The sequence below is a fragment of the Allobosea sp. 47.2.35 genome (assembly GCF_024655635.1).
Classification (GTDB): Bacteria; Pseudomonadota; Alphaproteobacteria; order Rhizobiales; family Beijerinckiaceae; genus Allobosea.
Genome location: NZ_JANLGI010000020.1, coordinates 1 through 24682, shown reverse-complemented (window position 1 = coordinate 24682; position 24682 = coordinate 1). Strand labels below are relative to the sequence as shown.

Genomic DNA, 24682 nt, shown 5'->3' with positions numbered 1-24682 from the left:
TCAGCCTGACTCGGCGCGCTTGTGCGCGCATGCCTGACTTCATGAGATTCCGATGTCCCTGATCACCTTGAAAGACCTCTCGCTCGCGCGCAGCGCGCCGCTCTTCGCCGGCCTCGACCTCGCCATCGCCAAGGGCGATCGCCTCGGCCTCGTCGCGGCCAATGGGCGCGGCAAATCCTCGCTCCTGCGTATCCTCGCCGGCAGCGAGGAGGCGAGCGGGGGTACGCTGACCCGATCGCGCGGCCTCGTCACCGCCTTCGCGCCGCAGGACCCGCCCGAACGGCTCCTATCAATGAGCCTCTACGATGCCGTGCTGGATGCGCTCGACGCCGAAGCGGCCGAGACCGAAAGCTGGCGCGTCGATGTGCTGCTCGACGATCTCATGGTCGAGGAGAGCCTGCGCAGCCGGCCTGTCGGCAGCCTCTCCGGTGGCTGGCAGCGCACGATGCTGCTGGCGCGGGCGGCGGTGATCGAGCCCGACCTGCTGTTGTTGGACGAGCCGACCAACCATCTCGACCTCGAACGGATCGGCCTGCTGGAACGCTTTCTCGCCAACCTGCCGCGCGACTGTGCCGTGGTCGCGGCCAGCCATGACCGGGCCTTTCTCGACGATGTCAGCACGCGCACCCTGTTCCTGCGCCCGGCGGAGAGCGCCGATTTTGCCTTGCCCTATTCGCGGGCGCTTCAGGCCCTGGAGGAGCGCGACGCGGCGCGCGACCGGCAATTCGAAAACGAGATGCGCAAGGTCAAGGCGCTCCGCCAGCAGGCGGCGAAGCTGAAGAATATCGGCATCAATTCCGGTTCGGACCTGCTGGTGGTCAAGACCAAGCAACTCTCCGAGCGCGCCGACAAGCTGGAGGAGCGGGCCAAGCCCGGACACAAGGAGCGCTCGGCCGGCACGATCCGGCTCGCCAGCAGCGGCACCCATGCCAAGGCGCTGGTCTCGATCAAGGAAACGGCTATCAGCACGCCGGACGGGCGCCTGCTGTTCCGCACCGGGCCGCTCTGGATCGAGAAGGGCGATCGGATCGCGCTGCTCGGCGCCAATGGCAGCGGCAAGACGCGCTTCGTCACGCGATTGCGGGCGGCGCTCGATGGCTCCGATCCGGAAATCCGCGGCGCCGCGACCCTGAAGGCGGGCTATTCCGATCAGGGCCTGTCGCAGCTCGACGCCTGGCGCACGCCCTGGGATGCGGTGAAGCGCTCCAGCGATCTCGGCGATCAGACGGCACGCACCGTGCTCGCCGGGGCGGGAATCGCGAGCGAGGCGCAGGCCGCGCCGACGACGCGCCTCTCCGGCGGGCAACGGGCCCGGCTTGCAATGCTGCTGTTGCGCTTGGCCGAGCCGAACTTCTACCTGCTCGACGAGCCGACCAACCATCTCGATATCGAGGGGCAGGACATGCTGGAGGCCGAGTTGATCAAGCAGGAAACGGCCTGCCTGCTGGTCAGCCATGACCGTGCCTTCGTCCGGGCGGTGGCGACGCGGATCTGGGTCATCACGGCCAAGAAACTGGTCGAGGTCGACGATCCCGATCCGGTCTTCGACCGGCTGATGGCGGGCTGATCAGCGCGGCCAGCGGTAATCGTCGAGCCGGCCCGAGACCGGGTCCGGGGCGATGCCCTGGCCGAAGACGCGTTCGAGCTGGAGGGCGGCGTCGCCCCGCCCGCGCGCCTCGGTGATCGAGGCGAGCAATGGCTGCTCGGAGAGAGCGGCCTGGCCGGTAAGGGGCTGGATCGGCCCGGCGATCGGGCGAGCCTGCAAGGCGGCGGGCAGGCCGATCGTCGGCACGCCGGCGACCATCTGGTCGATCAGGCGCTCGACGCCACCGGGCTGAAGTTCGAGGGCGCTGGGGGCGCCGGTCTCGGGCGAGACGGGCAGGGCGATGACGCTGTTCTGCGGCGCGGCCTCGATCATGCGGCGGATGACGAGATCGACGAAATGAGCGGCCTTGCGGGCGCCGGCGGCGGTGAAATGGATGCCGTCGCCAAGGCGCAGCCGCACCGGCTGGCCGGAGACGTCCGGGCCGGTCGCGGCATAGCGGTTCTCGGCATCGACGAAGCCGCCCCAGAGATCGACATATTGCCCGCCCGCCTTCTCGACGCGCTGGCGATAGAGGTCGTTGAAGATGATCATGTCGGCCGAGAGCCGCCCGTTCTGCATCGGCGGCGCGCCGACCCAGATCAAGGGCACGCGCTTGCCGGCGAAGGCATTGGCGATGGCGTCGATCCGGTCACGATAGAGTTCGAGCCAGCGCGGGCTCAGGGGCTCATGGACGGTGTCGCCCTCGCGCAGCGGCTGGCGGTCGTTGAGGCCGAGCAGGATGACGCCGATGCTGATCTTCTGGTCGCTGGCGAGAAGCTCGGAAGCGGCTTTCGGCCAGTCGTAGAAATCGCTCCGCACCAGGCCGGAATCGGGCTTGGCCCGGTGGATCACCTCGACATCGGGGCGGCTGTTGAGGGCATCGTCCAGGCCGTTCGCGAGGAGGTTCGCGAGCGAGTCGCCCATCACGAGGACATGATGGGCGACATCGACCTTGGGAATGACCGGATCGTCGCGGACGACGACGGGCGCATCGCGACGGCGGGCGACAGGCGCGACGCGCTGGCGCGGCTGCGGCGCGGTCCGTGGCTGAGCCGGTATTTGCCAGAACATCTGGAACAGGCTGCGCTGCTGTTGCGGCTGCTGCTGGGCGAGGGATACCGGCCCGCCCGTCAGGAGGAGCAGGCAGGCGGCACCCAGAACCATGGCAAGCGAACGCAGGCGCATCGGCCGATCCGGCGGTTACCCTTCACCTTGCAGTATAGGCCCTCGCAGGCCCGAAGTCAGCGCTTGCCGCGCAGCTTGGTCAAAAGGGCCGGGGTCGGGTAGCCGTCGGCGATCTCGCCTGCGCTGATCTGGTAGCGGCGGACGGCCTCGCGGGTGCCGGTGCCGATGCGGCCATCGGCGTCGTGGTTGTAGAGGCCGAGCGCCTTCAGGCGGTTCTGGAGGTCGCGGGTCGCGGCCATGTCGAGGCGCGGCGCCTTGGTCGGCCAGTTGCCCTGGATGGCGGCGCGCCCGGCGATCCGGTCGCCGAGATGGCCGACGGCCATCGCATAGGCGTCGGACGAATTGTACTTCTTGATGACGTCGAAATTGGCGGTGAGCAGCATGACCGGGCCGGTATGGCCGGCTGGGTAGAACAGGCGGCCTTCGCCGGAGGAGGGCAAGCGGCCGCCATCGGCGCGGCGGATGCCGGCGGATGCGAAGGCGGAGAAGCTCGCCTTGTCCAGGCGGTGGTCGAAGCCGGCGGGAAGCGTCACCTCCATGCCCCAGGGCAGGCCCGGCACCCAGCCATAGCCCTTGAGATAATTGGCGGTGGAGGCGATGGCGTCGCTCGACGAGGTCCAGATGTCGGCATGGCCGTCGCCGGTCCAGTCGACCGCGTATTTCATGTAGCTCGACGGCATGAACTGGGTGTGGCCCATGGCGCCAGCCCAGGAGCCTTTCAGCTCGCTGCGCTCGACATGGCCCTTCTCGATCAATTCCATCGCGGTCAGCAATTCGTCGCGGAAGAAGTCGCCGCGATAGCGGATCGAGGCCAGTGTCGCGAGCGAGCGGATGACGTCCTTGCTGCCCTTGAACGACCCGTAATTGGTCTCCATGCCCCAGACGCCGAGGACGACCTCCTTGGGCACGCCATAGCGTGCCTCGACCTGCGCGAGCACGGAGGCATTCTCGGCCGCGGCCTCGCGCCCGCGCTGGATGCGGGAGCCGCCGACGGCGTTCTCCAGATAATTCCAGATCGGGGCGCTGAACTCGGATTGCTTCTTCGTCAGAGCAACGATCGAGGCATCCGGCGTCACGCCACGGAAGGCGAGGTCGAAGGTCGCGCGCGAGATGCCGCGTGCTTGCGCCTGCGGCCAGAGCCGTTGCACGAAGACGTCGAAGGAGGCGCTCGCCGGGGTCGCCTGCGCATGGCTGCGGGCATGGGCGCCGGACGCGTTGATCGAGCCGGTGGTCTGGGCCAGCGCCGGTGCCAGGCTGAACAGGACTGAGGCTGCGATGACGGACAGGCGCATGGACACTCCCGGCGAATGCTGGATGGAAACATCTTCACAGCGCCCGAACAAGATTAACCAAGGGTTAAGGGAGCGCCAGCCGGGGATGCGTTCGGACCTGTCAGCGACGCTATGGCGCGGCCGGCGATGGGACGTGTTCGTGATTTGACAAGCTCGGGCGATTGTCAGATTCTCGGCGGATGAATAGCGCGTCCCCTTTCCGCCGCGGTCTGCACCGCTCGGGCAACCTCATCGCGGGCTTCTAGCCCCGGGCCTGTCGCGCGTCGCGCCGCCGGTTCGGGGGCGCTTCATCTCCTTAATTTCCCTGCGAGTCAGACCTTTTGTGCCGCGCGGTTTTCGTCCGCCGGCGGGCGCTCGCCTTTTCCATGAAAGATTGTTCCCATGACTGCCAAGCGTCCCGCCATCACCGTTACGGCTGCGGACCATGCCATGCTGAGCCGCATCGCGGCCGGCGCGGCCAACACCATGCCCGATCTCGCCGCCGAGCTGACCCATGAGCTCGACCGCGCCCGCATCCTGCCGGGAAGCCGGGTCTCGGCCGATCACGCCCGGATCGGCAGCGAGATCGTCTATCGCGACGAGACGACCAAGCGGGAGACCACCGTCACGCTGGTCTGGCCTGAACATGCCGATATCGAGAAGAACCGGATCTCGGTGATGACGCCGATCGGCGTCGCGCTGATCGGCATGGCGGCCGAGCGCTCGATCGACTGGACGACGCGTTCGGGCGACGTGAAGCGCCTGACGGTGCTCGAAGTGCGTGAGCCGGCCGAGGAGCCGGCTGCGCCCTGACACGGATCCGAAAGCTCAGGCCGAGGCGTTCTTCGTCCTGAGTTTTTCTTCCCAGGCGAGCGCCTGGCCGACGATCTCCTCGAGATCATCATGCTCCGGCTGCCAGCCGAGCTCGGCGCGAATACGGTCGGCGCGCGCGATCAGCGAGGCGGGGTCGCCGGGCCGGCGCTCCGCCAGCGTCACCGGGAAATCGACCCCTGAGACCTTCTTCACGACCTCGACGACCTCCTTCACCGAATAGCCGCGGCCATAGCCGCAGTTCAGCGTCAAGCTCTCGCCGCCGCCGCGCAGATGGTCGAGCGCGGCAAGATGGGCGCGGGCAAGGTCGGTGACGTGGATATAGTCGCGCACGCAGGTGCCGTCCGGCGTCGCGTAGTCCGTGCCGAACACGGTCAGGCCGTCGCGCTGGCCGAGCGCCGCCTGACTCGCGACCTTGATCAGATGGGTGGCGTTCGGCGAGGATTGGCCCGAGCGCCCCTTCGGATCGGCGCCGGCGACGTTGAAATAGCGCAGCGCGACGTAAGAGAAGCCATGCGCCTTCGCCGCGTCCTGCAGCATCCACTCGCTCATCAGTTTCGAGCGACCATAGGGGTTGATCGGGTTCAGCGCGATCTCCTCCGGCACCGGCGAGACCGGCGGCTCGCCATAGACGGCGGCGGTGGAGGAGAAGATGACGTGCTTCACGCCCTTGCGCGCAGCGCTTTCGATCAGGGCGCGGGTCTTCACGGTATTGTTGAAATAGTAGCCCAGAGGGTCGGTCACCGATTCCGGAACCACGATCCTGGCGGCGAAATGCGCGATCTCCGTGATGTCATACTCGCCGATCAGGCCCTCGACCAATTCCTGGTTGCCGATATCGCCCTGGACGAAGATCGCCTCGGGCGGCACCGCCCACCAGAAGCCGGTCGAGAGGTTGTCGAGCACCACGACCTTCTCGCCGCGGTCCAGCAATTCCAGGACCATGTGGCTGCCGATGTAGCCGGCGCCGCCGGAAACCAATACCGCCATCGTCTCTCTCGCCTCATCTTCGTCAGGAACCCGACCTATCGAAAAACCGTTGACGGCTTCTCAAGGCCTGTCAGCTAATACCGCCTGATGGCCGGCAACCATGACAGTTGTACGGCCGTCCCCACCATCGCCTGGCTTCGGCAAGGCTATTGCGCCCAATGGATTTTTCATGACGAAACGCATCCGCAAGGCCGTTCTCCCCGTCGCTGGTCTTGGCACCCGCTTCCTGCCCGCCACCAAGGCGATCCCGAAGGAGATGCTCACCATCGTCGACCGCCCGGTCGTGCAGCATGTCGTGGACGAGGCGCGCGCCGCCGGCATCGAGCATTTCATCTTCGTCACCGGCCGCAACAAGGCGGTGATCGAGGACCATTTCGACATGGCCTACGAGCTCGACGACACGCTGGCCAAGCGCAACAAGGTCAAGGAGCTGGAGGCGCTGAAGCACGATCTGCCGGCCGCCGGCGCGACCAGCTTCACCCGCCAGCAGGCGCCGCTCGGCCTCGGCCATGCCGTCTGGTGCGCGCGCGAGATCGTCGGCGACGAGCCCTTCGCGCTGCTGCTGCCGGATATGCTGCATTACAGCCATGGCAAGGGCTGCCTCGCCGAGATGATCGACGCCTATGACCAGCATGGCGGCAACCACATCGCCGTGGCCCCCGTGCCGGACGACCAGACCCATCAATACGGCATCGTCGGCGTCCAGGACGCCAAGGCCAAGGTCTCGAAGATCACCGGGATGGTCGAGAAGCCGCCGAAGGGCACGGCGCCGTCGAACCTGCATATTTCCGGCCGCTACATCCTGCAGCCGACGATCTTCAACCTGCTCGCCAATCAGGAAAAGGGTGCGGGCGGCGAGATCCAGCTGACCGATTCGATGATCGCGCTGTCGCATCTGGAGCCGTTCTTCGCGGTGCGTTTCGACGGCGAGATCTACGATGCCGGCTCGAAGATCGGCTTCCTTGCGGCCAATGTCGCCTATGCGCTCGACCGCAGCGATCTCGGCCCGCAACTGCGTGCGGAAATCGAGAAGCTGCTCGACCGCTGAGGCGTGCACGGCCCGTTCAACTCAGCTCTCGTCCTGAGGCGCTGTTCCGACTAGGAATGGCGCCTTCAAGGGTGAGGGCTTGCGTCTTGCTGACGGTGCAAAGTTGAGTGACCAGAGCTTCGTCTTCGACCGGGCGCTCGGCCGTTCGCGGCTGAAACGCGCGCTTGCCGGCGACTATCCGGATTTCCTGCTGCAGCGCGCGGCAGGCGATCTGGAGGATCGGTTGGGCGCGGTGCTGCGGGAGTTCGCGGTCGCGGCCGACCTGGGCACTGCGCTGCCGGTCGTCGCTCCTATCCTCGCCGGCCGGGTCGGGCGTCTACTACGCATGGCGGAAGCCGAAGGGGCGCAAGCCGACGTCGTCGGCGATCTCGAAAGCCTGCCTTTAGCCGCCGGTTCGCTCGATCTCGCCGTCTCGTTGCTTGCACTGCACGGGGTCAACGACCTGCCGGGTGCGCTCATCCAGATCAAGCGGGCGCTCAAGCCCGACGGTCTGTTCATGGGCTGCCTGCTCGGTGGGCGTAGCTTGCAGGAACTCCGGCAGGTGCTGCTTGAAGCCGAGAGTGAGACGATGGGCGGGGTCAGCCCGCGCGTCGCGCCCTTCGCCGACCTGCGCGATCTCGGCGGGCTGCTGCAGCGGGCCGGATTCGCATTGCCCGTCATCGACAGCGAGATCGTCACGGTGCGCTATCGCGATGCCTTCGGGCTGTTCCGCGATCTGCGTGCCATGGGCTGGGCCAATGCGCTCATCGCCCGGCGCAAGACGCCGTCGCGGCGCGAGACCTTGCTGCGCGCGGCCACGCTCTACGCCGAACGCTTCGCCGATCCGGATGGGCGTCTGCCCGCGACCTTCGAGTTCGTCTGGGTTTCCGGCTGGGCGCCACATGAGAGCCAACAGAAGCCGTTGAAGCCGGGTTCGGCCAAGGCGCGGCTCGCCGATGCGCTGGGCGTGCCGGAGATCAAGGCGGGCGAGAAGCCGGGAGGCGAAGGATGAGCGAGCGACAGCCCCGCCTGAGCCGCGCCGATGTCCGCGTCTTCCGCGCCATCCCGACGCGCTGGCACGACAATGACGCCTACGGGCACGTCAATAATGTCGTCTATTACGGCTGGTTCGACACGGCGGTGAATGCCTGGCTGATCGAGAACGGCTTCCTCGACCTTTCCGGCAGTGAGATCGTCGGGCTCGTGGTCGAGACCGGCTGCACCTATTTCGAGAGCGTCGCCTTCCCGGAGACGGTGGAGGCGGGGATCGCGGTCGAGCGCCTCGGCAACAGCTCGGTGACCTATCGCATCGGCATCTTCCGGCAGGGCGGCGCGCAGGCGGCGGCACAGGGCCGCTTCACCCATGTCTATGTCGAGCGCGCGAGCCAGAAGCCCGTGCCGATCCCGGCGCCGCTCAGGAGCGCCTTGACGGCCATCCAGAGCTGAAAGCCGCGTCTGCGTCGCGGAATGTTGTCTCGCGCGCCGAGGCAGGCTATGCCCCTGCCAACCCCTATCGCCGGACCGCCAGGAACCCTGAGCCCGTGATTCCGAACGACATCAAGATCACCCCGCAGCTCGTCGCCGAGCACGGCCTGAAGCCGGACGAGTACCAGCGCTTCCTGCATCTGATCGGCCGCGAGCCGACGATCACCGAGCTCGGCATCGTCTCGGCGATGTGGAACGAGCACTGCTCCTACAAGTCGTCGAAGATCCATCTGAAGACGCTGCCGACCAAGGCACCCTGGGTGATCCAGGGCCCGGGCGAGAATGCCGGCGTCATCGATATCGGCGAGGGCACCGCCATCGTCTTCAAGATGGAGAGCCACAACCACCCGTCCTTCATCGAGCCCTATCAGGGCGCGACGACGGGCGTAGGCGGCATCCTGCGCGACGTCTTCACGATGGGCGCGCGCCCGATCGCGGTGCTCGACGCGCTGCGCTTCGGCTCGCCCGATCATCCGAAGACCCGCCATCTCGTCTCCGGCGTCGTCGCCGGCATCGGCGGCTACGGCAATTCCTTCGGCGTGCCGAATGTCGGCGGCGCCACCGGCTTCCATACCCGCTACGACGGCAACATCCTCGTCAACGCCATGGCGGTCGGCATCGCCAAGGCCGACGAGATCTTCTACGCCAAGGCCTCCGGCGTCGGTAAGGCGATCGTCTATCTGGGATCCAAGACCGGCCGCGACGGCATCCACGGCGCGACCATGGCCTCGGCCGAATTCGACGACAAGTCGGAGGAGAAGCGCCCGACCGTGCAGGTCGGCGACCCCTTCGCCGAGAAGCTCCTGCTCGAAGCCTGCCTCGAGATCATGGCCGCCGGCCATGTCGACGCGATCCAGGACATGGGCGCCGCCGGCCTGACCTGCTCGGCCGTCGAGATGGGCGCCAAGGGCGATCTCGGCGTCGAGCTCGACCTCGACAAGGTGCCCTGCCGCGAGGAGGGCATGAGCGCCTATGAGATGATGCTGTCGGAGAGCCAGGAGCGCATGCTCATGGTGATCAAGCCGGGCCATGAGGACGCCGCCGAGGCGATCTTCAAGAAATGGGGCCTGGACTTCGCCGTCATCGGCCATACCACTGACACGCTGCGCTTCGTCATCAAGCACCAGGGCGAGGTCATGGCCGACCTGCCGATCAAGGAGCTCGGCGACGAGGCTCCGGAATATGACCGGCCCTGGATCGAGACCGCGCCGCAGCAGCGCATCGCGGCCGAGACCGTGACGCCGCCTTGCGGCAACGTGGAAGCCCTGAAGAAGCTGATCGGCTCGCCGGATCTCTCCTCCAAGCGCTGGATCTGGGAACAGTACGACACGCTGATCCTCGGCAACTCGGCGGTGACGCCGGGCGGCGATGCCGGCGTGATCCGCATCGAGGACGGGCCGCGGGGCCTCGCCATGACCGCCGACGTGACGCCGCGCTATTGCGAGGCCGATCCGTTCGAGGGCGGCAAGCAGGCGGTGGCCGAAGCCTGGCGCAACCTGACCGCCACGGGCGCCACGCCGCTCGCGATCACCGACAACCTCAATTTCGGCAATCCCGAGAAGCCGGAAGTGATGGGCCAGTTCGTCGGCTGCATCCGTGGGATCGGCGAGGCCTGCAAGGTGCTCGACTTCCCGGTCGTTTCCGGCAATGTCTCGCTCTACAACGAGACCAACGGCATCTCGATCCTGCCTACCCCGACCATCGGCGGCGTCGGCGTCATGGCCGATGTGACCAAGCACGCGACCGTCGCCTTCAAGGCCGAGGGCGAGGCGATCGTCCTGATCGGCGAGACCGCCGGCTGGCTCGGCCAGAGCGCCTATCTCGCGACCGTCTGCGGCCGCGAGGAGGGCGCCCCGCCGCCGGTCGATCTCGCGGTCGAGCGCCGCAACGGCGATTTCGTGCGCGGGCTGATCGCGTCCGGCAAGGTCACAACCTGCCATGACCTGTCGGATGGCGGCCTTGCCGTGGCGCTCGCCGAGATGGCGATGGCCAAGGGCATCGGCGCCACGATCGAGGCGTTCCCGGCCGGCCCCGTCCATGCCGCGCTCTTCGGCGAGGACCAGGCGCGCTATGTCCTGACCGTCCCGGCTGCCGAGGCCGATGCCGTGATCGCTGCCGCCAAGGCAGCCGGCGTACCGGCGCTCGCCATCGGCAAGACGGGCGGCGCCTCGCTTGCCCTGCCGGGCGAGCCTGCCTTGGCGATCGCCGATCTCCGCAAGATCCATGAAGACTGGCTGCCGTCCTATATGGCCGGCAAGGCGGCCTGAGGAGTTCGACCCATGGCGATGGATGCCCACGAGATCGAGCGCATGATCAAGGCGGCGCTGCCGGATGCGGCGATCGAGATCAAGGATCTGGCCGGCGACGGCGACCACTATGCCGCGACCGTCGTCTCGGCCGCCTTCAAGGGCAAGACCCGGGTGCAGCAGCACCAGATGGTCTATGCCGCGCTCCAGGGGAATATGGGCGGCGTCCTGCACGCCCTTGCGCTGACGACCAGCGTTCCCCAAGATTAGAACAATGCCATCCGGCGGGCCTTGAACCCGCTTCAGGAGACGAGACGATGTCCGACGTCAATGCCCGCATCGAAGCGGAAGTGAAGAACAATGACGTGGTGCTGTTCATGAAGGGCACGCCGCAATTCCCGATGTGCGGCTTCTCCGGCCAGGTCGCGCAGATCCTCGGCTATATCGGCGTGCCCTATAAGGGCGTGAACGTGCTCGAGGACCAGGAAATCCGCGAGGGCATCAAGGCCTATTCGAACTGGCCGACGATCCCGCAGCTCTACGTCAAGGGCGAGTTCGTCGGCGGCTGCGACATCACCCGCGAGATGTTCCAGGCCGGCGAATTGCAGCAGCTCTTCGAAGAGAAGGGCATAGCGGTGAAGCAGGCGAGCTGAATTCAGCCTTCCGCGCGGGGCGGCAGCGTCTCAAGCGCCGCCCATAGCGCCTGCGGCAGATCGCCCTCGCGCTGGATCAGCGAAATGCAGCCGCGCCGCCCCTCCGCTATGGCTTTGGGGCGCAGAGTCGCATTGTCGAAGACACGCCATTGATCGATCGCATCGATATAGGCCGGCAGGTTTTCGATCGAACGGGAGAAGCGGCGCCGAACGTCGGCTTCCGTGACGTCGTGGCCGCCTTCGCTGACGCGGCGGGCGATGCGCGCCAGCGAGATTTCCGGGCTGGCGACCTACAACAGGTTGACGGCGAAGCCGGCCTCCCGGGCCGCTGCGATCGTGCGCAGGTGCGTCTTGCCTGAGAGCGTCGTCTCGATCGAGAACGATCTCCTTTCAGCGATCAGCGAGCGTGTCAGCTCCAGCGCGACACGGCCGGCGCGCTGCTGCTCCATCGAGGGGTCGAGCGGGGAAAGACCGCGCGCGATCTCGTCGAGATTGACGAAGCGCGTGCTGCCCGAGACGGCCTTGATATGCCGGAAGGCATAAGTGGTCTTGCCGACACCATTGGGGCCAGCAACGATCCAGAACTGGGGCTTTGGGGTCGTCATTCCCGTGTGGCTAGCACGCGTTCAGCGGTAGCGCCAATCCGATGCCGCTTTCCTCAGGCCGCCGCGCATTGCGGGTGCGGCTTGCGGACGCGCTCCGTCGAGGCCGGGTATTTCTCCAGCAGCCGCTCCGGCCTGATCGGCCGGCGCACGAGGTCGCCGCCGCAATTCGGGCAGGTGCCGGCGAAGCGCGTCTCGACGCAGTCGACACAGAACGTGCATTCGAAGGTGCAGATCAGGGCATCGCGCGATTGCGGCGGCAGGTCGCGGTCGCAGCACTCGCAGTTCGGGCGCAATTGCAGCATGGCGTCGTCTCCTTCCGATGGGCCGGAAGAATGACCGCAAACGAGACCGAAACCAGCGATTTCGCGTGATCCGACCGATCAACGGGGCGGATCAGTCGGCCGCCCGTTATTTCACCAGCAGCCAGTCGTCGATCACCAGCGCGTCGAGCCCGCTCGTATAGAACATCAGGATCGCGTCCTCCGCCGTGTGCAGGATCGGCTTGCCCATGATGTTGAAGGAGGTGTTGAGGATCACCGGTACGCCCGTCAGACCGTGGAAGGCCGAGATCAGCGCGTGGTAGCGCGGATTGCGCTCGGCGGTGACGCTCTGGAGGCGGCCGGTCGCGTCCTCATGGACCACGGCCGGGACACGGTCGCGGACCGCTTCCTTCCAGACCAGCGTGCGCTCCATATAGGGCGCGTCCTGATAGTTCTCGAACCAGTCGGCAGCATGCTCGGCCAGGATCGAGGGGGCGAAGGGCCGAAAGGCCTCGCGGTATTTCACCTTGGCGTTGAGGATATCCTTGGCGTCGGCCGGGCGCGGATCGGCGATGATCGAGCGGTTGCCAAGCGCACGCGGGCCGAACTCGGCGCGGCCCTGCACCCAGCCGATCAGCTTGCCCTCGGTGAGCAGCTTGGCCGTCACCGGCGCGACCTCGTCGGGAGCGAGCTTGCGCAGGCGCTTCTCCCAGAGCTGCATGCGCTCGAAGGGTTCGGTCGAGACCGTTGAGCCGAGATAGGGCGTGAGCGGCCCCTTCGGCGCGCGCCAGTCCGGGTTAGCCTCGGCGTGGCTGAGCCAGGCCGCGCCGATCGCGTTGCCGTCATCGGCCGGGGCCGAGGGCACGAAGACGGTCTTGAAGCCGTGGCGGCCAGCGATCCTGCCGTTGAACGATGAGTTCAGCGCGCAGCCGCCGGCCATGACGAGATTCTCGCTCGGGACCAGCGCGGCGGCCTCACCGAGCAGCGCTTCCATCATCTCGGCGAAGACGTCCTGCCCGCAGCGGGCGAGATCGGCCCAGCCCTGATCCAATGCGTTCGCCGGGCGTTCCGCCAGAATCTCGGCAGCGACCGCCTGCACCACATCGGCCTTGGCGAAGGCGAGCTTGTGGCCCTCTATCTGATAGAGCTTGCGCAGCAGCGCCATCAGTTCGGGATCGGCCTTGCCATAGGGGGCGAGCCCCATGATCTTCCATTCCTCGCCCTTGGCCTGGTCGAAGCCGGCGAGGTCGGTGACGAGGCCGAAATAGAAGCCGATCGATTCCCGGCCGCGATGGCGCTTCACTTCACGGAGCTTGCCGTTCTCCATTGCGAAGATCGCCGAGGCGCCGGTCTCACCCATGCCGTCTACGACGAGGCAGGCGGCATTGTCGAAGGGCGAGGACCAGCAGGCATAGGCCGCGTGGCTGAGATGGTGGCCGTAGCGCTTGAGGCCGGTGACATTGGCCTTGCCATAGGCGCGGTCGAGCCCGAGCAGCACGCCCATGCCGGCGCGCTGCTGGCTAAGATGCAGCGAGGCGATCAACGCGCGCTCTGTGCGCTCCGGCACCAGCGAGCGGTTGAGCTCGGGCGAGAGCTTGAGCAGGGCATCGAGCGTGAAGGAGCCGGCGCGTGCCATCTGGTCGAGAAAGCCGGTGAAATCCTCGCCCCAGCTCGTGGCGATGCGGACTTCGGCATCCGCCGGAATGTAGCGCGTCAGCAGCCCTTCCATCCGTGGCGCCGAATCCGGCTCACAGTTCGGCGCGCGCTTGTATTGCAGATAGCGCTCGGTCGCTTCCGCGAAGAGAACCGCGCCATCGGGGCCGATGATCGCGATGGCGGGGTCGTGGAAGGTGGTGGCAAGGCCGATCGTATAGGTCATACGCCTGCCTTACCCTTGTCGGCGCCATCAGCCAAACCAATTGGGCGAGGCCGCGCGACGGGGAGCGTTTACTTCGCGGCGAAGGCGATGCTGGCCGCGACCTTCTCGATACCGGCCTTCACGGCGTCATAGGCGCTGGCCGGGGCGATCGCGACGAGGCGGACGAAACGCCCGTCGGCACCCACCGCCATGTATTGCGCGAAGCGCTTCTCGGTGCCGCGATCCGTGGCCGTTCCGGTCAGCAGCACGCCGGGCGATCCGGCGAAGGTCACGCGCTCGCGCTTCGCGATCGTCGCGGCTTCGAGATTCTTGGTCTGCTTGAGCAGAGCCTCGGCGCTGGCTTCCAGCTTGTCGGCCGGGATCGGCGCGGAAAGCTGATAGGCGACGACGATGATCGGCTGCGTGCCGGACGGGTCGGCATCGAGCGGGCCGGCCGTCATCAGCACGCCGGAGCCGCCGAGCGTATCGATGATGCGGAACGGCTCGGCGGCTGCGACCGTGAAGGGCAGGGCCTTGAGTTTGTCGGCGATGCTGGGCGGGGCGCCGAGCGAGATCGTCTTGAGCATCGCGACGATGTCGTCGGGGTCGAGATCGGCGCCATCCGGCGACTGGACCGTGATCAGCACGGTCTTCTCGCCCTTCAGCAGCACCATCCACTTGTCGTAGCTCGTGCCGTTCACATCCTGGCTGCCGGTGATCAGCGGGGCCGGGCCGGCGCCGGTCTCGATCGATTCGATGTCGTCGACGGTGATGTTCTGGCGGGCGAAGTTCGTCTTGGCCTTGTCGATATCCTTGAAGAGCGGGGCGAGCTGCTCATGCGCCTGCGGCGGCAGTTCGGCGACGAGGAGCGAGGCCTTGGTGCTCGCGCTCTCGAGCCCGGCGAAGGTCTTCGACGGCGCGAAGCCGGCGAGCGGGACGAGCGAGACGGTTGTGCCGCTGATGGTCTTGCGATCCTGACCCTGCGCGAGGCCGAGGCCGGCACCCAGCAGAGACACGGCGAGGAGGCAGCGCAGAAGCGCCGCGCGGAAGGTGGATATGTTCACGATTGAAGACCTCGCTGTGAAGAATGCTACCTCCCACCGTCGCGCAATAAGCCCGCGAGGTTCACACCCGTCAATCAGCGGCCGATGGCGGCCTTCATCAGCGCCTTCGCGTCACTGCTCGCCCAGTCGGCCGGGCCCTGGATGATGCCGAGCTCGCAGCCGGCCTTGTCGACGATCAGGCTGACCGGCATGCCCTCGACCTTGTGCGCGGCGCGCAGGGCCTGGAAGGTCGCAGCCTGCGGATCGCCGTAATAGGGCAGGGCCGTGATCCGGTTATCGGCGAGCCAGGTCTTCGGCTTGTCGAGATTGCGCGTGTCGATATTGATCGCGACGACCGCGAAATCCGGCCCGCCCATCTCGTTCTGCAGCGCGTCGAGCGAGGGCATTTCCTTCAGGCAGGGAGCACACCAGGTCGCCCAGAGATTGACCAGCAGCGTCTTGCCCTTGAGCGCTGCCAGCGTCGTCGGCTGCCCATCGGGGCCGGTGAAGGCCAGCGCGGGCGCCGGCTGCGGGTTGGCGCGCAGTTCGACGGCCGCGACCTCGCCCGTGACCAGCGGCTTCATGCGCGCGACCGCCGTGCGGGCCGCGCTGCATGATCCGTTGCCGGCATCGCCAGTGACGGAGTAGAAGGCAGCTACGCCAGCGAGGCCGAGCGCCGCCACGACCCCGAGGGCCAGTCCGATCTTTTTTCCAGACGTCATTATGCGTCCTCAAAAGCAGGAAAGACCGTCGTGAGCAATCGCATGTGGGGTGGGCGTTTCGCCACAGGCCCCGACGCCATCATGGAGGAGATCAATGCCTCCATCGATTTCGACAAGAAGCTCTGGCGCCAGGATATCCGCGGCTCGCTGGCACATGCGGCCATGCTGGCCGAGACCGGTATCCTGACCAAGGACGACGTCGCGACGATCACCGCCGGTTTGAAAAAGGTCGAGGGCGAGATCGAGAGCGGCGCCTTCACGTTCTCGCGGGCGCTCGAAGACGTCCATATGAACGTCGAGTCGAATCTCAAGGACAAGATCGGGCTTGCCGCCGGCCGCCTGCACACCGCCCGCTCGCGCAACGACCAGGTCGCGACCGACATGCGTTTGTGGGTGCGCGACACGCTCGACGAGATCGACGGCCAGATGGCCGATCTCCAGCGCGCGCTGGCCGAAAAGGCCGACACCTATGCCGGCGCGGTGATGCCGGGCTTCACCCATCTCCAATCGGCGCAGCCGGTCACCTTCGGCCATCACCTGCTCGCCTATGTCGAGATGCTCGGCCGTGATCGCAGCCGCATCCGCGATGCCCGCGCCCGTCTCAACGAATGCCCGCTCGGCGCCGCCGCGCTCGCCGGTACCTCCTTCCCGATCAACCGGCACATGACGGCGAAGGCGCTCGGCTTCGACCGGCCGACGGCCAACTCGCTCGATTCGGTCTCGGATCGCGATTTCGTGCTGGAGACGCTCTCGGCGGCCTCGATCTGCGCGATGCATCTCTCGCGCTTCGCTGAAGAGATTGTGCTGTGGTCGACGCCGCAATTCGGCTTCGTCCGGCTCTCCGATGCCTTCTCGACCGGCTCCTCGATCATGCCGCAGAAGCGCAATCCCGACGCGGCCGAACTGGTGCGCGGCAAGGCGGGGCGCGTCTTCGGGGCGCTGCAGGGCCTGCTGACCATGATGAAGGGCCTGCCGCTGACCTATTCGAAGGACATGCAGGAGGACAAGGAAGGCACGTTCGACGCGCTGCAGACGCTGTCGCTCTGCCTCGCCGCGACCGCCGGCATGGTCCGCGACATGCAGCCTGATCTCAAGGTGATGAAGAAGGCCGCCGGTCTCGGCTACGCCACCGCGACCGATCTGGCCGACTGGCTGGTGCGGGTCCTCAAGATGCCGTTCCGCGACGCGCATCACGTCACCGGCCGGCTCGTCGGCATCGCCTCGGAGAAGAAGGTGGGGCTCGAGAAGCTCTCGCTCGCCGAGATGCAGGCGGTGGAGCCGCAGATCACCGAGGCCGTCTTCGCCGTGCTCGGCGTCGATCAGTCGGTGAAGAGCCGCGTCAGCTATGGCGGCACGGCCCCGGCCAATGTCCGCAAGCAGGCCCGGCGCTGGCTGAAGCAGCTCGCGAAAGGCTGAGGTTGGAGCGGCGGAGACGCTCGCGCTCCGCCGCTTCCTCCGCTAAGGTCCCGCCACGTTTCGCCCTGAGGGTTCGTTTTCGTGCTTGATTCCCGCCTGAAACTTGGCCGCACCTTGCTGGTCGTCGGCCTGCTGGCCGTTGCGCTCGGCGCCTGCGGGCGCAAGGGCCCGCTGGAGCCGCCGCCCAATGCGACCAATGCCATCGACTTGCCGGACGACCAGATCGGCGCCAAGGAGAACGATCCGGCCTCGCTGGGCTCGGCCTCCGTGCTGGCGAAGCCCGCCAAGGCCAACCGGGCGATCACCGTGCCGAACCGGTCCTTTGTCCTCGACCCGCTGATGTGACGGCTCGCACCGTCGCAACGTCCCTATTCTGCGTCAGGCTCGGGTCGCTGCTTTGCTCCGCCCGAGGATGACGCCTGCCTAGCCCGACTGCGAGCTCATCCCATGCATCATTTCGCCTATCGCGACGGCTCGCTCCATGCCGAGGGCGTCGATCTCCAGCGCATCGCGACCGAGGTCGGCTCGCCGGTCTATGTCTATTCGAGCGCCACGATCGAGCGGCATTACAAGCTGTTCGAGGCGGCGATGAAGACGACCGCGCCGGCCGGCAAGACCCATGTCTTCTACGCCATGAAGGCGAACGGCAATCTCGGTGTGCTGAAGACGCTGGGCGCGCTTGGCGCCGGCATCGACACCGTCTCGGAAGGGGAAGTGCGCAAGGCGCTGGCCGCCGGCATTCCGCCTGAGAAGATCGTGTTCTCCGGTGTCGGCAAGAGCGAGCAGGAACTGCGCTTCGCGGTCGAGGCCGGCATCTATCAGGTCAATATCGAGAGCGAGAGCGAGCTCGACCTGCTCTCCAAGGTGGCGGCGTCGCTGGGCAAGCGGCAGGAGGCGGTGTTCCGGGTCAATCCGGATATCGGCGCCGGCGGCCATGCCAAGATCACGACCGGCTCTTCCGAGAACAAGTTCGGCGTCTCCTTCGAGGAGGTCGGCCGGCTCTATTCGCGTGCAGCGAACATGCCGGGCGTGCGGATCATGGGCCTTGCCGTCCATATCGGCAGCCAGATCCGCGAGATCGACGCCTTCGAGGCGGCCTATACCAAGATGGTCGCGCTGGTCGGGGACCTGAAGGGCGAGGGCCATCGCGTCGACCGGCTCGATCTCGGCGGCGGGCTCGGCATTCCCTACGACATCCCGAAGACCTTCGATTACGGGCCGGGCCTGATCGAGGCCTATGCCGAGATGGTCGCCAAGGTGACCAAGGGGCTCGATGTCGAGCTCGGCTTCGAGCCCGGCCGTCTGATCGTCGGCAATGCCGGCATCCTGCTGACGCGGGTGCTGCATCTCAATCCGCGCCCGACCAAGCAGTTCCTCGTCGTCGACGCGGCGATGAACGACCTCGTCCGGCCGGCGATGTACGAGGCCTATCATGAGGTCTGGCCGGTGACGGAGCCGGTGATCGGCGGGCCGGAAGCGGCCTATGACGTGGTCGGGCCGATCTGCGAATCGGGCGATACCTTCACCACCGGGCGCAAGCTGCCGCAATTGCGCCAGAACGACCTTATCGCCTTCATGACGGCCGGCGCCTATGGCGCCTCGATGTCCTCGACCTACAACCAGCGCCTGCTGGTGGCCGAGGTCATGGTCAAGGGCGACCAATATGCCGTGACGCGGCCGCGCCAGAGCTATGAGGAGCTCATCGGCACGGACAAGCTTCCCGGCTGGTTCGCCTGATCGGCTCAGTCCCGCACCGCTCCGTTCACGAAAGGCGGAGCGCTGTGTGTTGGTGCCTCTTCGCGCTGGCAATGCCACATTCCCGTGCTAGCCTGATTTGGTCAGGCGAGTTCAGACGGAAATGGGGGCTGCCCGGAGCGATGGCATGAGCGAGGCAGAGCGCCGCAAGGCGCCCGACACGATCGACGGCATCCGCCAGCGGCTCAGCCGTCTCGCGCTGGCCTCGCGCCTGTCGCTCGGCTGGGAGCGGCTCTGGCCCCGGCTGTGGCTGCCGCTCGGCGTCGTCCTCGCCTTCCTCGCCGTCTCCTGGTTCGGCCTCTGGACGCATCTGCCCTGGTATGGGCGGATCGTCGGCGTGCTCGCCTTCGCGGGCGCTTTCGCCGCCAGCCTCTGGCATGTCACCCGCCTCGTCCTGCCGACGCATCGCGATGCCCTGACGCGGCTCGATCGCTCCTTCGCTGACGGCCACCGCCCGGCGTCCTCACTTGAGGACAATCTCGCGATCGGCTCGGCCGATCCGGTTTCGCAGGCCCTGTGGAAGCTGCATGTCGAGCGCCAGAGTCGGCAGGTCGCTTCCCTGCGCGTCCAGCCGCCGCAGCCGCGCATGGCGGGCCATGATCGGCGGGCGCTGCGCGCCGTGCCGCTGCTCGCTGCCATCACAGGCTTCTTCGTCGCCGGGCCCGAAGTCACGCAGCGGCTTTCCGCCGCCTTCGACTGGAAGGGGCCATCCGCGATCGCCGCCTCGACCCGGATCGATGCCTGGATCGACCCGCCGGCCTATACGCGCCTGCCGCCGATCCTGATCGATTTCGCCAAGCTGGCGAGCCCGAATCTGAGCGCGCCCGAGAAATCGGTCATCGTCGTGCGCATCGCCGGCAAGACGAACATGGACGTCGCCACGACCGGCCGTCTCGACCTGATCAAGCCCGAGGCCAAGGAAGGCGAGGGCAAGGATGCTCAGGCGAAGGCAGCGCCCGCGAAGCCGGCCCAGCCATCGGGGCCGCAGCAGGCCGTGCTGGAAAAGCGCTTCACGCTCGCCGGCAACGGCACGCTGAAGCTCACCGGCAGCGGTGCGCCGGGGACCACGCTCACCATCACCTCGGTCCCCGACCAGCCGCCGACCATCGCCTTCACCGACCCGCCGAAGCCGGTCACCGGCGCGCAGTCGGGTGGCCTGGGCATCACCTACAAGGCCAAGGACGATTACGGCATCGCCTCGATCGAAGTGAATGTCTCGCGCCCCGACGTCGCGAAGGGCGGGCGCTCGCTGGTCGAGCCGCCGAAGCAGAATCTCGCCGTGCCGTCCTCCGCCTCGGGCGAGGAGGAGAACAAGAGCACGGTCGATTTCTCCGCCCATCCCTGGGCCGGCGCCAAGGTCAGGATGGTGCTGATCGCCAAGGACGAGGCCGGACAGGAGGGCCGCAGCGAGCCGCTCGAAGTGGTGCTGCCGCAGCGCACCTTCACCAAGCCACTGGCCAAGGCGCTGGTCGAGCAGCGCCGCAAGCTCGTCATGGATGTCGAGGACCGCTCCAAGGTGCAACTCGCCATGGATGCGCTGATGATCGAGCCCTCGCTCTTCATGAAGGAGCCGGGCGTCTATCTCGGCATGCGCATGCTGAGCGAGCGCCTGCGCCGCGCTGCCGGCGACGACGCGTTGCGCGAGGTTTCGGAGCTGATGTGGGCGATGGCGCTCCAGCTCGAGGACGGCGACATGTCCGATGCCGAGCGGGCGCTCCGGCAGGCGCAGGAAAATCTCCAGCAGGCGCTGGAGCGTGGCGCCTCCGAGGAGGAGATCAAGAAGCTCACCGACGAGATGCGCCGGGCGATGGACAATTTCATGCGCCAGCTCGCCGAGCAGATGATGCGCCAGCAACAGCAGAACGGCGACCGCGACCAGGCGCGCCTGCCCGAGAATTTCCGCACGGTGACGCCGCGCGATCTGCAGAACATGCTCGACCGCATCGAGGAGCTCTCGAAGCGCGGCGACATGGCCGAGGCGCAGCGCCTGATGGAAGAGCTCAACCGGATGCTCAACAATCTCCAGATGGCGCGCCCCGGCCAGCAGGACCCGCGCCAGCGCGAGATGAACCAGGCGCTCGGCGACCTCGACCGGATGACGCGCGACCAGCAGAACCTGCGCGACGAGACCTATCAGAACGAGCAGCGCCGCCAGCAGGGGCAGGGCCAGACCCAGCGCGGCCAGCGCCCCGGCCAGCAGCAGGCGCGGCCGGGCCAGCGCCAGCAGGGTCAACAAGGCCAGCAAGGACAACGCGGCCAACAGGGCCAGCGCGGCCAGCAGCCGGGACAACAGCCCGGTGAGCAGGGTGAGGACGGCGAAGGCGGCGAGGGCATGCAGGGCCGGAACGGCCAGGGGCAGGGCTTGTCGCAGCGCCAGCAGGCCTTGCGCGAGCGTCTGCAGGACCTCCAGCGCCGGATGCGCGGCATGGGCGCGCCGCAGAATGGCGAGCTCGACGAGGCCGAGGACGCGATGCGCGAGGCGGAGAGCCAGCTCGGCCAGGGCCAGGGCGAAGGCGCTCTCGATGCGCAGGGTCGTGCGCTCGAAGCCTTGCGCAAGGGCGGGCAGAACCTCGCCCAGCAGATGCAGGGCCAGCCCGGCGAGGGCGAAGGCGAAGGGCAGGCCTATGGCGAGCCGGATGGCCGCCCGGCGGGTCGTCCCTCGGCGCAGCAGCGCGGCAGCGAGGATCCCCTCGGCCGGCCGCAGCGCCAGCGCGACTGGGCCGATGGCCGGGTCAAGGTGCCCGGCGCCGACGAGAGCGCGACCCAGCGGGCGCGGCGCATCCTGGAAGAGTTGCGCAAGCGGCTCGGCGATCCCTTGAGGCCGGCCGAGGAGCTGGATTATCTGGAACGGTTGCTCAGGCGGAACTGAGCGGGCTGCTGCCAGCGTTTGGCGGAACTTACTGCACCAGGCGGAATGATGGCGCGGGGAACCCTCTCCCGGAGGGAGAGGGCAGGGTGAGGGGTAGGCCCTTGAACGCCTGTCCGATTGCTACCCGCGCCAAGGATCGCCGCGAGCTGATTTTCCGGCCTTCCCTCACCCCTGCCCCTCTCCCATCCGGGAGAGGGGTTCCCCGCGCCCGTTCTTGGAACCTGCGGAGCCCCCGCCGCTCGCCACCAGCGCCCCAATCACGATGAGCGCGCAGGATGCCGCCAGCAGCCAGCTCGCGGGGGCGTAGCCGAACAGCACGAGGATCAGCGTGGAGAGCACCGGCGCGGCATAGGAGGCGACGCCGAGCAGGGCGACGTCGCCCTGCTTCATGCCGATATCCCAGACGACGAAGGCGAGCCCGATCGAGCCGAGGCCGAGGCCGAGAACGCCGCCCCACTCGATTGACGTCAGCGACCAGAGCGTGGTCTCGAAGGCGAAATGGCAGGCGAGCGCCGGCACGGCGCAGCCCAGCATGGTCACGCAGAGGCTTTCCGAGGGCACATTGGCGAAGCGGCGCGAGGCCACCGAATAGCTCGCCCAGACGAAAGCGCCGAGCGCGGCCAGGACATGGCCGAGCGCCAGCCCGCCGCCGCTGCCGAGGCCGCCCGAGACCAGGAGGCCGGTTGCCACCAGCCCGATCAGCGCGCCAACGAGATGGCGCGGCTTAAGCCCGCCGCCCGGCAGCAGCGCGGCGAAGAGCACGATCAGGAGCGGCCAGAGATAATGGATCAGGTTCGCCTCGGCAGCCGGTGCGGTCTTCACGGCGGCATAATAGAGCGCGGTGTCGCCGAACGGCCCGTAGAGCCCGAGCGCGAAGGAGGCCGGCGTCGGGCGGATGCGCGATAGCTGCCCGCGTAAAGCCGTGATTGCGAGGATCAGCAGGCCGCCGATCACGAAGGTCATGGCGACGAGCTGGAAGGGCGGGACACGGCCCGACATCGCCGTGAACAGCGCGAGCGTCGACCAGAGCAGGATGGCGCAGAAGCCGATGAGGGTCGCGGGACGGGTGGTCATGACGGGGCCGGTGTGAAGACCGCGCGGCGATAGCAGGTTTCACAGGGCTTGCCGATGGCCACCGGCTCGGATGCGCGCGATGCTGCACCGCAACCCAGCCTTGCAGCCATGGGCGTCATGCTCCCGGCCCCGTTGACCGCGCGCAAAAGGCGGCTCATTGCCTGCATTATGACCACGATCCCGCTGCAATCCGTCACTCGCCGTCCGCTGATGCCGGTTCTGGCGGCACTCAGCGTCGCGCATCTGCTGAACGATCTCGTCCAGTCGATGATCCCGGCGCTCTATCCGCTGTTCAAGGAGAATTATCAGCTCGATTTCGTGCAGATCGGCCTGATCACGCTCGCCTTCCAGGTGACCTCCTCGCTGCTGCAGCCGCTGCTCGGCTTCGTCACGGATCGCAAGCCATGGCCCTATGCGATGGTCGCGGGCATGTGCGCGACGCTGGCGGGCCTCCTGATGCTCTCTTTCGCCCATAGCTACCCGATGGTCCTGGTCGGGGCGGGGCTGATCGGCCTGGGTTCGGCAGTGTTCCATCCGGAGGCGACGCGGATGGCGCGCCATGCCGCGGCCGGCCGTCAGGGCCTGGCGCAAGGCGTGTTCCAGGTCGGCGGCCATATCGGCTATTCCGTCGGCCCGCTACTGGCGGCGCTGGTGGTGATGCCGCGCGGGCAGGAGAGCCTGTCCTGGTTCTCCGGCGTCGTGCTGGTCGCGATGCTGGTGATGGGCTGGCTCGGCGCGCGCTATTCGGCGATGCGGCGCGAGCAGAAATCGTCTTCGACGCATATCGACGAGACGGCGAGCCACGGGCTGCCGCGCGGGCGCGTGCTGCTGGCGATGGCCGTGCTGGTCATGCTGCTGATCTCGAAGAACGGCTACACGGCCGCCTTCACCTCCTATTACACCTTCTACCTGATCGAGCGCTTCGGCATCGAGATCCAGCTCTCGCAGATCATGCTGTTCCTCTATCTCGTGGTCGGCGCCATCGGCGTGATCGTCGGCGGCATGATCGGCGACCGGATCGGCCGCGACCGGGTGATCTGGCTGTCGATCCTGGGCTCGCTGCCCTTCGCGCTGATGCTGCCCCATGCCGACCTGTTCTGGACCGGCGTGCTCAGCATCATCGTCTCCTTCATCATGTCGAGCGCCTTCTCGGCGATCCTGATCTACGCGATCGACCTCGTGCCGCACCGGGTCGGCCTCGTCGGCGGCCTGTTCTACGGTCTGTCCTTCGGGCTCGGCGGCGTCGCGGCGGCCGGCATCGGCCTGCTCGCCGACAAGATCGGCATCATCGAGGTGTTCAAGATCTGCGCCTGGCTGCCGGCCTTCGGGCTGCTGACCTTCCTGTTGCCGAAGAGCGGGCGACAGAGCTGAGTCGGGTCTTTTCCGGCGGCCTAAACGGCCGCTGCTCCGGGCGGGCTCGACGCATTGAGCCCACATTCGAAGGCTAGCCCTGTGCCGATCGGGCCGAATGCGTTCGGCCGCCGCGTAGGGATTGGCCGATGCTGCTTCAGATTGGAACGCTGATCGCCGCGACCAGCCTGGTGCAGCTCGCGAACGGCTTCTTCAACACCTTCCTGTCCTTGCGGCTGACGCTCGAGGATTTCGGCCCGGCCGCGACCGGCATCGTGCTCAGCGCCTATTTCGTCGGCTTCACCATCGGCGCGGTGTCGAGCGGCGGGGTGATCCAGCGTGTCGGCCATATCCGCGCCTATACGGCCTTCGCCGGGCTGGTCGTGGTCGCGACCGCCCTGATTGTGAGATCGCCTGCAATGTTGGCCCCGTTGGGGGCGGTTATCGCTTTGAAGGT

General features: G+C 67.3%; 22 protein-coding genes and 1 pseudogene. 14 read left to right on the top strand and 9 right to left on the bottom strand.

The genetic code is table 11. The features are described 5' to 3' along the window. The first annotated feature begins 52 nt into the window (after positions 1–52). Positions 53–1567, top strand: coding sequence for an ABC-F family ATP-binding cassette domain-containing protein (locus NUV79_RS20870; RefSeq protein ID WP_257734993.1), 1515 nt, complete (start codon positions 53–55; stop codon positions 1565–1567). Here the strand turns inward: NUV79_RS20870 and NUV79_RS20865 are convergent, their stop codons facing one another. Both NUV79_RS20865 and NUV79_RS20860 read right to left on the bottom strand, forming a co-directional pair. Continuing rightward, positions 1568–2770: an SGNH/GDSL hydrolase family protein gene (locus NUV79_RS20865; RefSeq protein WP_257734992.1), complete on the bottom strand. Its 1203-nt coding sequence runs from the start codon at positions 2768–2770 to the stop codon at positions 1568–1570. Positions 2771–2826: 56 nt separating this feature from the next. Continuing rightward, on the bottom strand, positions 2827–4062 hold the full coding sequence (locus NUV79_RS20860) for a lytic murein transglycosylase (protein WP_257734991.1): 1236 nt from the start codon (positions 4060–4062) through the stop codon (positions 2827–2829). A 381-nt stretch (positions 4063–4443) separates the two neighbouring features. Here NUV79_RS20860 and rnk point away from each other — a divergent pair, with 381 nt between their 5' ends. Next, a complete protein-coding gene (rnk, locus tag NUV79_RS20855; protein ID WP_257734990.1) occupies positions 4444–4854 on the top strand; it encodes a nucleoside diphosphate kinase regulator in 411 nt (136 codons plus the stop codon). Between the two features lie 15 nt (positions 4855–4869). Here rnk and galE read toward each other — a convergent pair whose 3' ends face one another. Next, on the bottom strand, positions 4870–5862 hold the full coding sequence (galE, locus tag NUV79_RS20850) for a UDP-glucose 4-epimerase GalE (protein WP_257734989.1): 993 nt from the start codon (positions 5860–5862) through the stop codon (positions 4870–4872). A 169-nt stretch (positions 5863–6031) separates the two neighbouring features. Here galE and NUV79_RS20845 point away from each other — a divergent pair, with 169 nt between their 5' ends. The 6 genes from NUV79_RS20845 to grxD all read left to right on the top strand — a co-directional run bounded on the left by NUV79_RS20845 (position 6032) and on the right by grxD (position 11273). After that, complete coding sequence (locus tag NUV79_RS20845; RefSeq protein ID WP_257734988.1) at positions 6032–6910, top strand: UTP--glucose-1-phosphate uridylyltransferase; 879 nt, start codon at positions 6032–6034, stop codon at positions 6908–6910. A gap of 103 nt (positions 6911–7013) precedes the next feature. Further along, positions 7014–7901, top strand: a complete 888-nt coding sequence (locus tag NUV79_RS20840) for a methyltransferase domain-containing protein (protein ID WP_257734987.1) — start codon at positions 7014–7016, stop codon at positions 7899–7901. Continuing rightward, entirely contained in the window at positions 7898–8335 is a 438-nt protein-coding gene (locus tag NUV79_RS20835; RefSeq protein ID WP_257734986.1) for an acyl-CoA thioesterase, read from the top strand. The genes NUV79_RS20840 and NUV79_RS20835 overlap by 4 nt, the downstream gene beginning before the upstream one ends. Positions 8336–8430: 95 nt before the next feature. After that, positions 8431–10641: a phosphoribosylformylglycinamidine synthase subunit PurL gene (gene purL / locus NUV79_RS20830; protein ID WP_257734985.1), complete on the top strand. Its 2211-nt coding sequence runs from the start codon at positions 8431–8433 to the stop codon at positions 10639–10641. A 12-nt stretch (positions 10642–10653) separates the two neighbouring features. Continuing rightward, a complete protein-coding gene (locus NUV79_RS20825; protein ID WP_061970071.1) occupies positions 10654–10890 on the top strand; it encodes a BolA family protein in 237 nt (78 codons plus the stop codon). Positions 10891–10937: 47 nt separating this feature from the next. Then, positions 10938–11273 carry a Grx4 family monothiol glutaredoxin gene (gene grxD / locus NUV79_RS20820; protein WP_113585809.1) on the top strand — a complete coding sequence of 112 codons (336 nt, stop codon included), beginning with the start codon at positions 10938–10940 and terminating at the stop codon, positions 11271–11273. Between the two features lie 290 nt (positions 11274–11563). Here grxD and NUV79_RS20815 read toward each other — a convergent pair whose 3' ends face one another. The 5 genes from NUV79_RS20815 to tlpA form a co-directional block, all read right to left on the bottom strand. Then, positions 11564–11878, bottom strand: coding sequence for an AAA family ATPase (locus NUV79_RS20815; RefSeq protein ID WP_257734984.1), 315 nt, complete (start codon positions 11876–11878; stop codon positions 11564–11566). Between the two features lie 53 nt (positions 11879–11931). Beyond that, positions 11932–12180, bottom strand: a complete 249-nt coding sequence (locus NUV79_RS20810) for a DUF1272 domain-containing protein (protein WP_257734983.1) — start codon at positions 12178–12180, stop codon at positions 11932–11934. 106 nt (positions 12181–12286) lie between these two features. After that, on the bottom strand, positions 12287–14017 hold the full coding sequence (locus NUV79_RS20805) for a carbamoyltransferase family protein (protein ID WP_257734982.1): 1731 nt from the start codon (positions 14015–14017) through the stop codon (positions 12287–12289). A gap of 68 nt (positions 14018–14085) precedes the next feature. Further along, a complete protein-coding gene (locus NUV79_RS20800) occupies positions 14086–15060 on the bottom strand; it encodes a hypothetical protein (RefSeq protein ID WP_257734981.1) in 975 nt (324 codons plus the stop codon). Positions 15061–15134: 74 nt separating this feature from the next. Then, complete coding sequence (gene tlpA / locus NUV79_RS20795) at positions 15135–15761, bottom strand: thiol:disulfide interchange protein TlpA (protein WP_257734980.1); 627 nt, start codon at positions 15759–15761, stop codon at positions 15135–15137. Positions 15762–15791: 30 nt separating this feature from the next. On the opposite strand from tlpA, the gene argH reads away from it, so the two are divergent. The 4 genes from argH (at position 15792) to NUV79_RS20775 (ending at position 21801) form a co-directional block, all read left to right on the top strand. Further along, entirely contained in the window at positions 15792–17177 is a 1386-nt protein-coding gene (gene argH, locus NUV79_RS20790) for an argininosuccinate lyase (protein ID WP_257734979.1), read from the top strand. An 81-nt stretch (positions 17178–17258) separates the two neighbouring features. After that, entirely contained in the window at positions 17259–17522 is a 264-nt protein-coding gene (lptM, locus tag NUV79_RS20785) for an LPS translocon maturation chaperone LptM (protein WP_257734978.1), read from the top strand. Positions 17523–17624: 102 nt separating this feature from the next. Continuing rightward, positions 17625–18914, top strand: coding sequence for a diaminopimelate decarboxylase (gene lysA, locus NUV79_RS20780; protein ID WP_257734977.1), 1290 nt, complete (start codon positions 17625–17627; stop codon positions 18912–18914). 145 nt (positions 18915–19059) lie between these two features. Beyond that, positions 19060–21801, top strand: a complete 2742-nt coding sequence (locus tag NUV79_RS20775) for a TIGR02302 family protein (protein ID WP_257734976.1) — start codon at positions 19060–19062, stop codon at positions 21799–21801. A gap of 165 nt (positions 21802–21966) precedes the next feature. Here NUV79_RS20775 and yddG read toward each other — a convergent pair whose 3' ends face one another. Then, positions 21967–22875, bottom strand: a complete 909-nt coding sequence (yddG, locus tag NUV79_RS20770) for an aromatic amino acid exporter YddG (protein WP_257734975.1) — start codon at positions 22873–22875, stop codon at positions 21967–21969. 168 nt (positions 22876–23043) lie between these two features. Between yddG and NUV79_RS20765 the strand changes: the two genes are divergently transcribed. Both NUV79_RS20765 and NUV79_RS20760 read left to right on the top strand, forming a co-directional pair. Continuing rightward, entirely contained in the window at positions 23044–24246 is a 1203-nt protein-coding gene (locus NUV79_RS20765) for an MFS transporter (protein ID WP_257734973.1), read from the top strand. A 128-nt stretch (positions 24247–24374) separates the two neighbouring features. After that, positions 24375–24682: pseudogene (locus tag NUV79_RS20760) on the top strand (MFS transporter); the annotation flags it as partial.

Excerpts from the sequence above, each read along its gene's own strand:
- lysA (WP_257734977.1), top strand. The coding sequence starts at position 17,625 with ATGCATCATTTCGCCTATCGCGACGGCTCGCTCCATGCCGAGGGCGTC.
- NUV79_RS20775 (WP_257734976.1), top strand. The coding sequence starts at position 19,060 with ATGAGCGAGGCAGAGCGCCGCAAGGCGCCCGACACGATCGACGGCATC.
- NUV79_RS20860 (WP_257734991.1), bottom strand. The coding sequence starts at position 4,062 with ATGCGCCTGTCCGTCATCGCAGCCTCAGTCCTGTTCAGCCTGGCACCG.
- NUV79_RS20810 (WP_257734983.1), bottom strand. The coding sequence starts at position 12,180 with ATGCTGCAATTGCGCCCGAACTGCGAGTGCTGCGACCGCGACCTGCCG.
- yddG (WP_257734975.1), bottom strand. The coding sequence starts at position 22,875 with ATGACCACCCGTCCCGCGACCCTCATCGGCTTCTGCGCCATCCTGCTC.
- tlpA (WP_257734980.1), bottom strand. The coding sequence starts at position 15,761 with ATGACGTCTGGAAAAAAGATCGGACTGGCCCTCGGGGTCGTGGCGGCG.
- NUV79_RS20865 (WP_257734992.1), bottom strand. The coding sequence starts at position 2,770 with ATGCGCCTGCGTTCGCTTGCCATGGTTCTGGGTGCCGCCTGCCTGCTC.
- NUV79_RS20845 (WP_257734988.1), top strand. The coding sequence starts at position 6,032 with ATGACGAAACGCATCCGCAAGGCCGTTCTCCCCGTCGCTGGTCTTGGC.
- NUV79_RS20815 (WP_257734984.1), bottom strand. The coding sequence starts at position 11,878 with ATGACGACCCCAAAGCCCCAGTTCTGGATCGTTGCTGGCCCCAATGGT.
- NUV79_RS20870 (WP_257734993.1), top strand. The coding sequence starts at position 53 with ATGTCCCTGATCACCTTGAAAGACCTCTCGCTCGCGCGCAGCGCGCCG.
- NUV79_RS20825 (WP_061970071.1), top strand. The coding sequence starts at position 10,654 with ATGGCGATGGATGCCCACGAGATCGAGCGCATGATCAAGGCGGCGCTG.
- NUV79_RS20805 (WP_257734982.1), bottom strand. The coding sequence starts at position 14,017 with ATGACCTATACGATCGGCCTTGCCACCACCTTCCACGACCCCGCCATC.
- rnk (WP_257734990.1), top strand. The coding sequence starts at position 4,444 with ATGACTGCCAAGCGTCCCGCCATCACCGTTACGGCTGCGGACCATGCC.
- NUV79_RS20765 (WP_257734973.1), top strand. The coding sequence starts at position 23,044 with ATGACCACGATCCCGCTGCAATCCGTCACTCGCCGTCCGCTGATGCCG.
- grxD (WP_113585809.1), top strand. The coding sequence starts at position 10,938 with ATGTCCGACGTCAATGCCCGCATCGAAGCGGAAGTGAAGAACAATGAC.
- NUV79_RS20835 (WP_257734986.1), top strand. The coding sequence starts at position 7,898 with ATGAGCGAGCGACAGCCCCGCCTGAGCCGCGCCGATGTCCGCGTCTTC.
- galE (WP_257734989.1), bottom strand. The coding sequence starts at position 5,862 with ATGGCGGTATTGGTTTCCGGCGGCGCCGGCTACATCGGCAGCCACATG.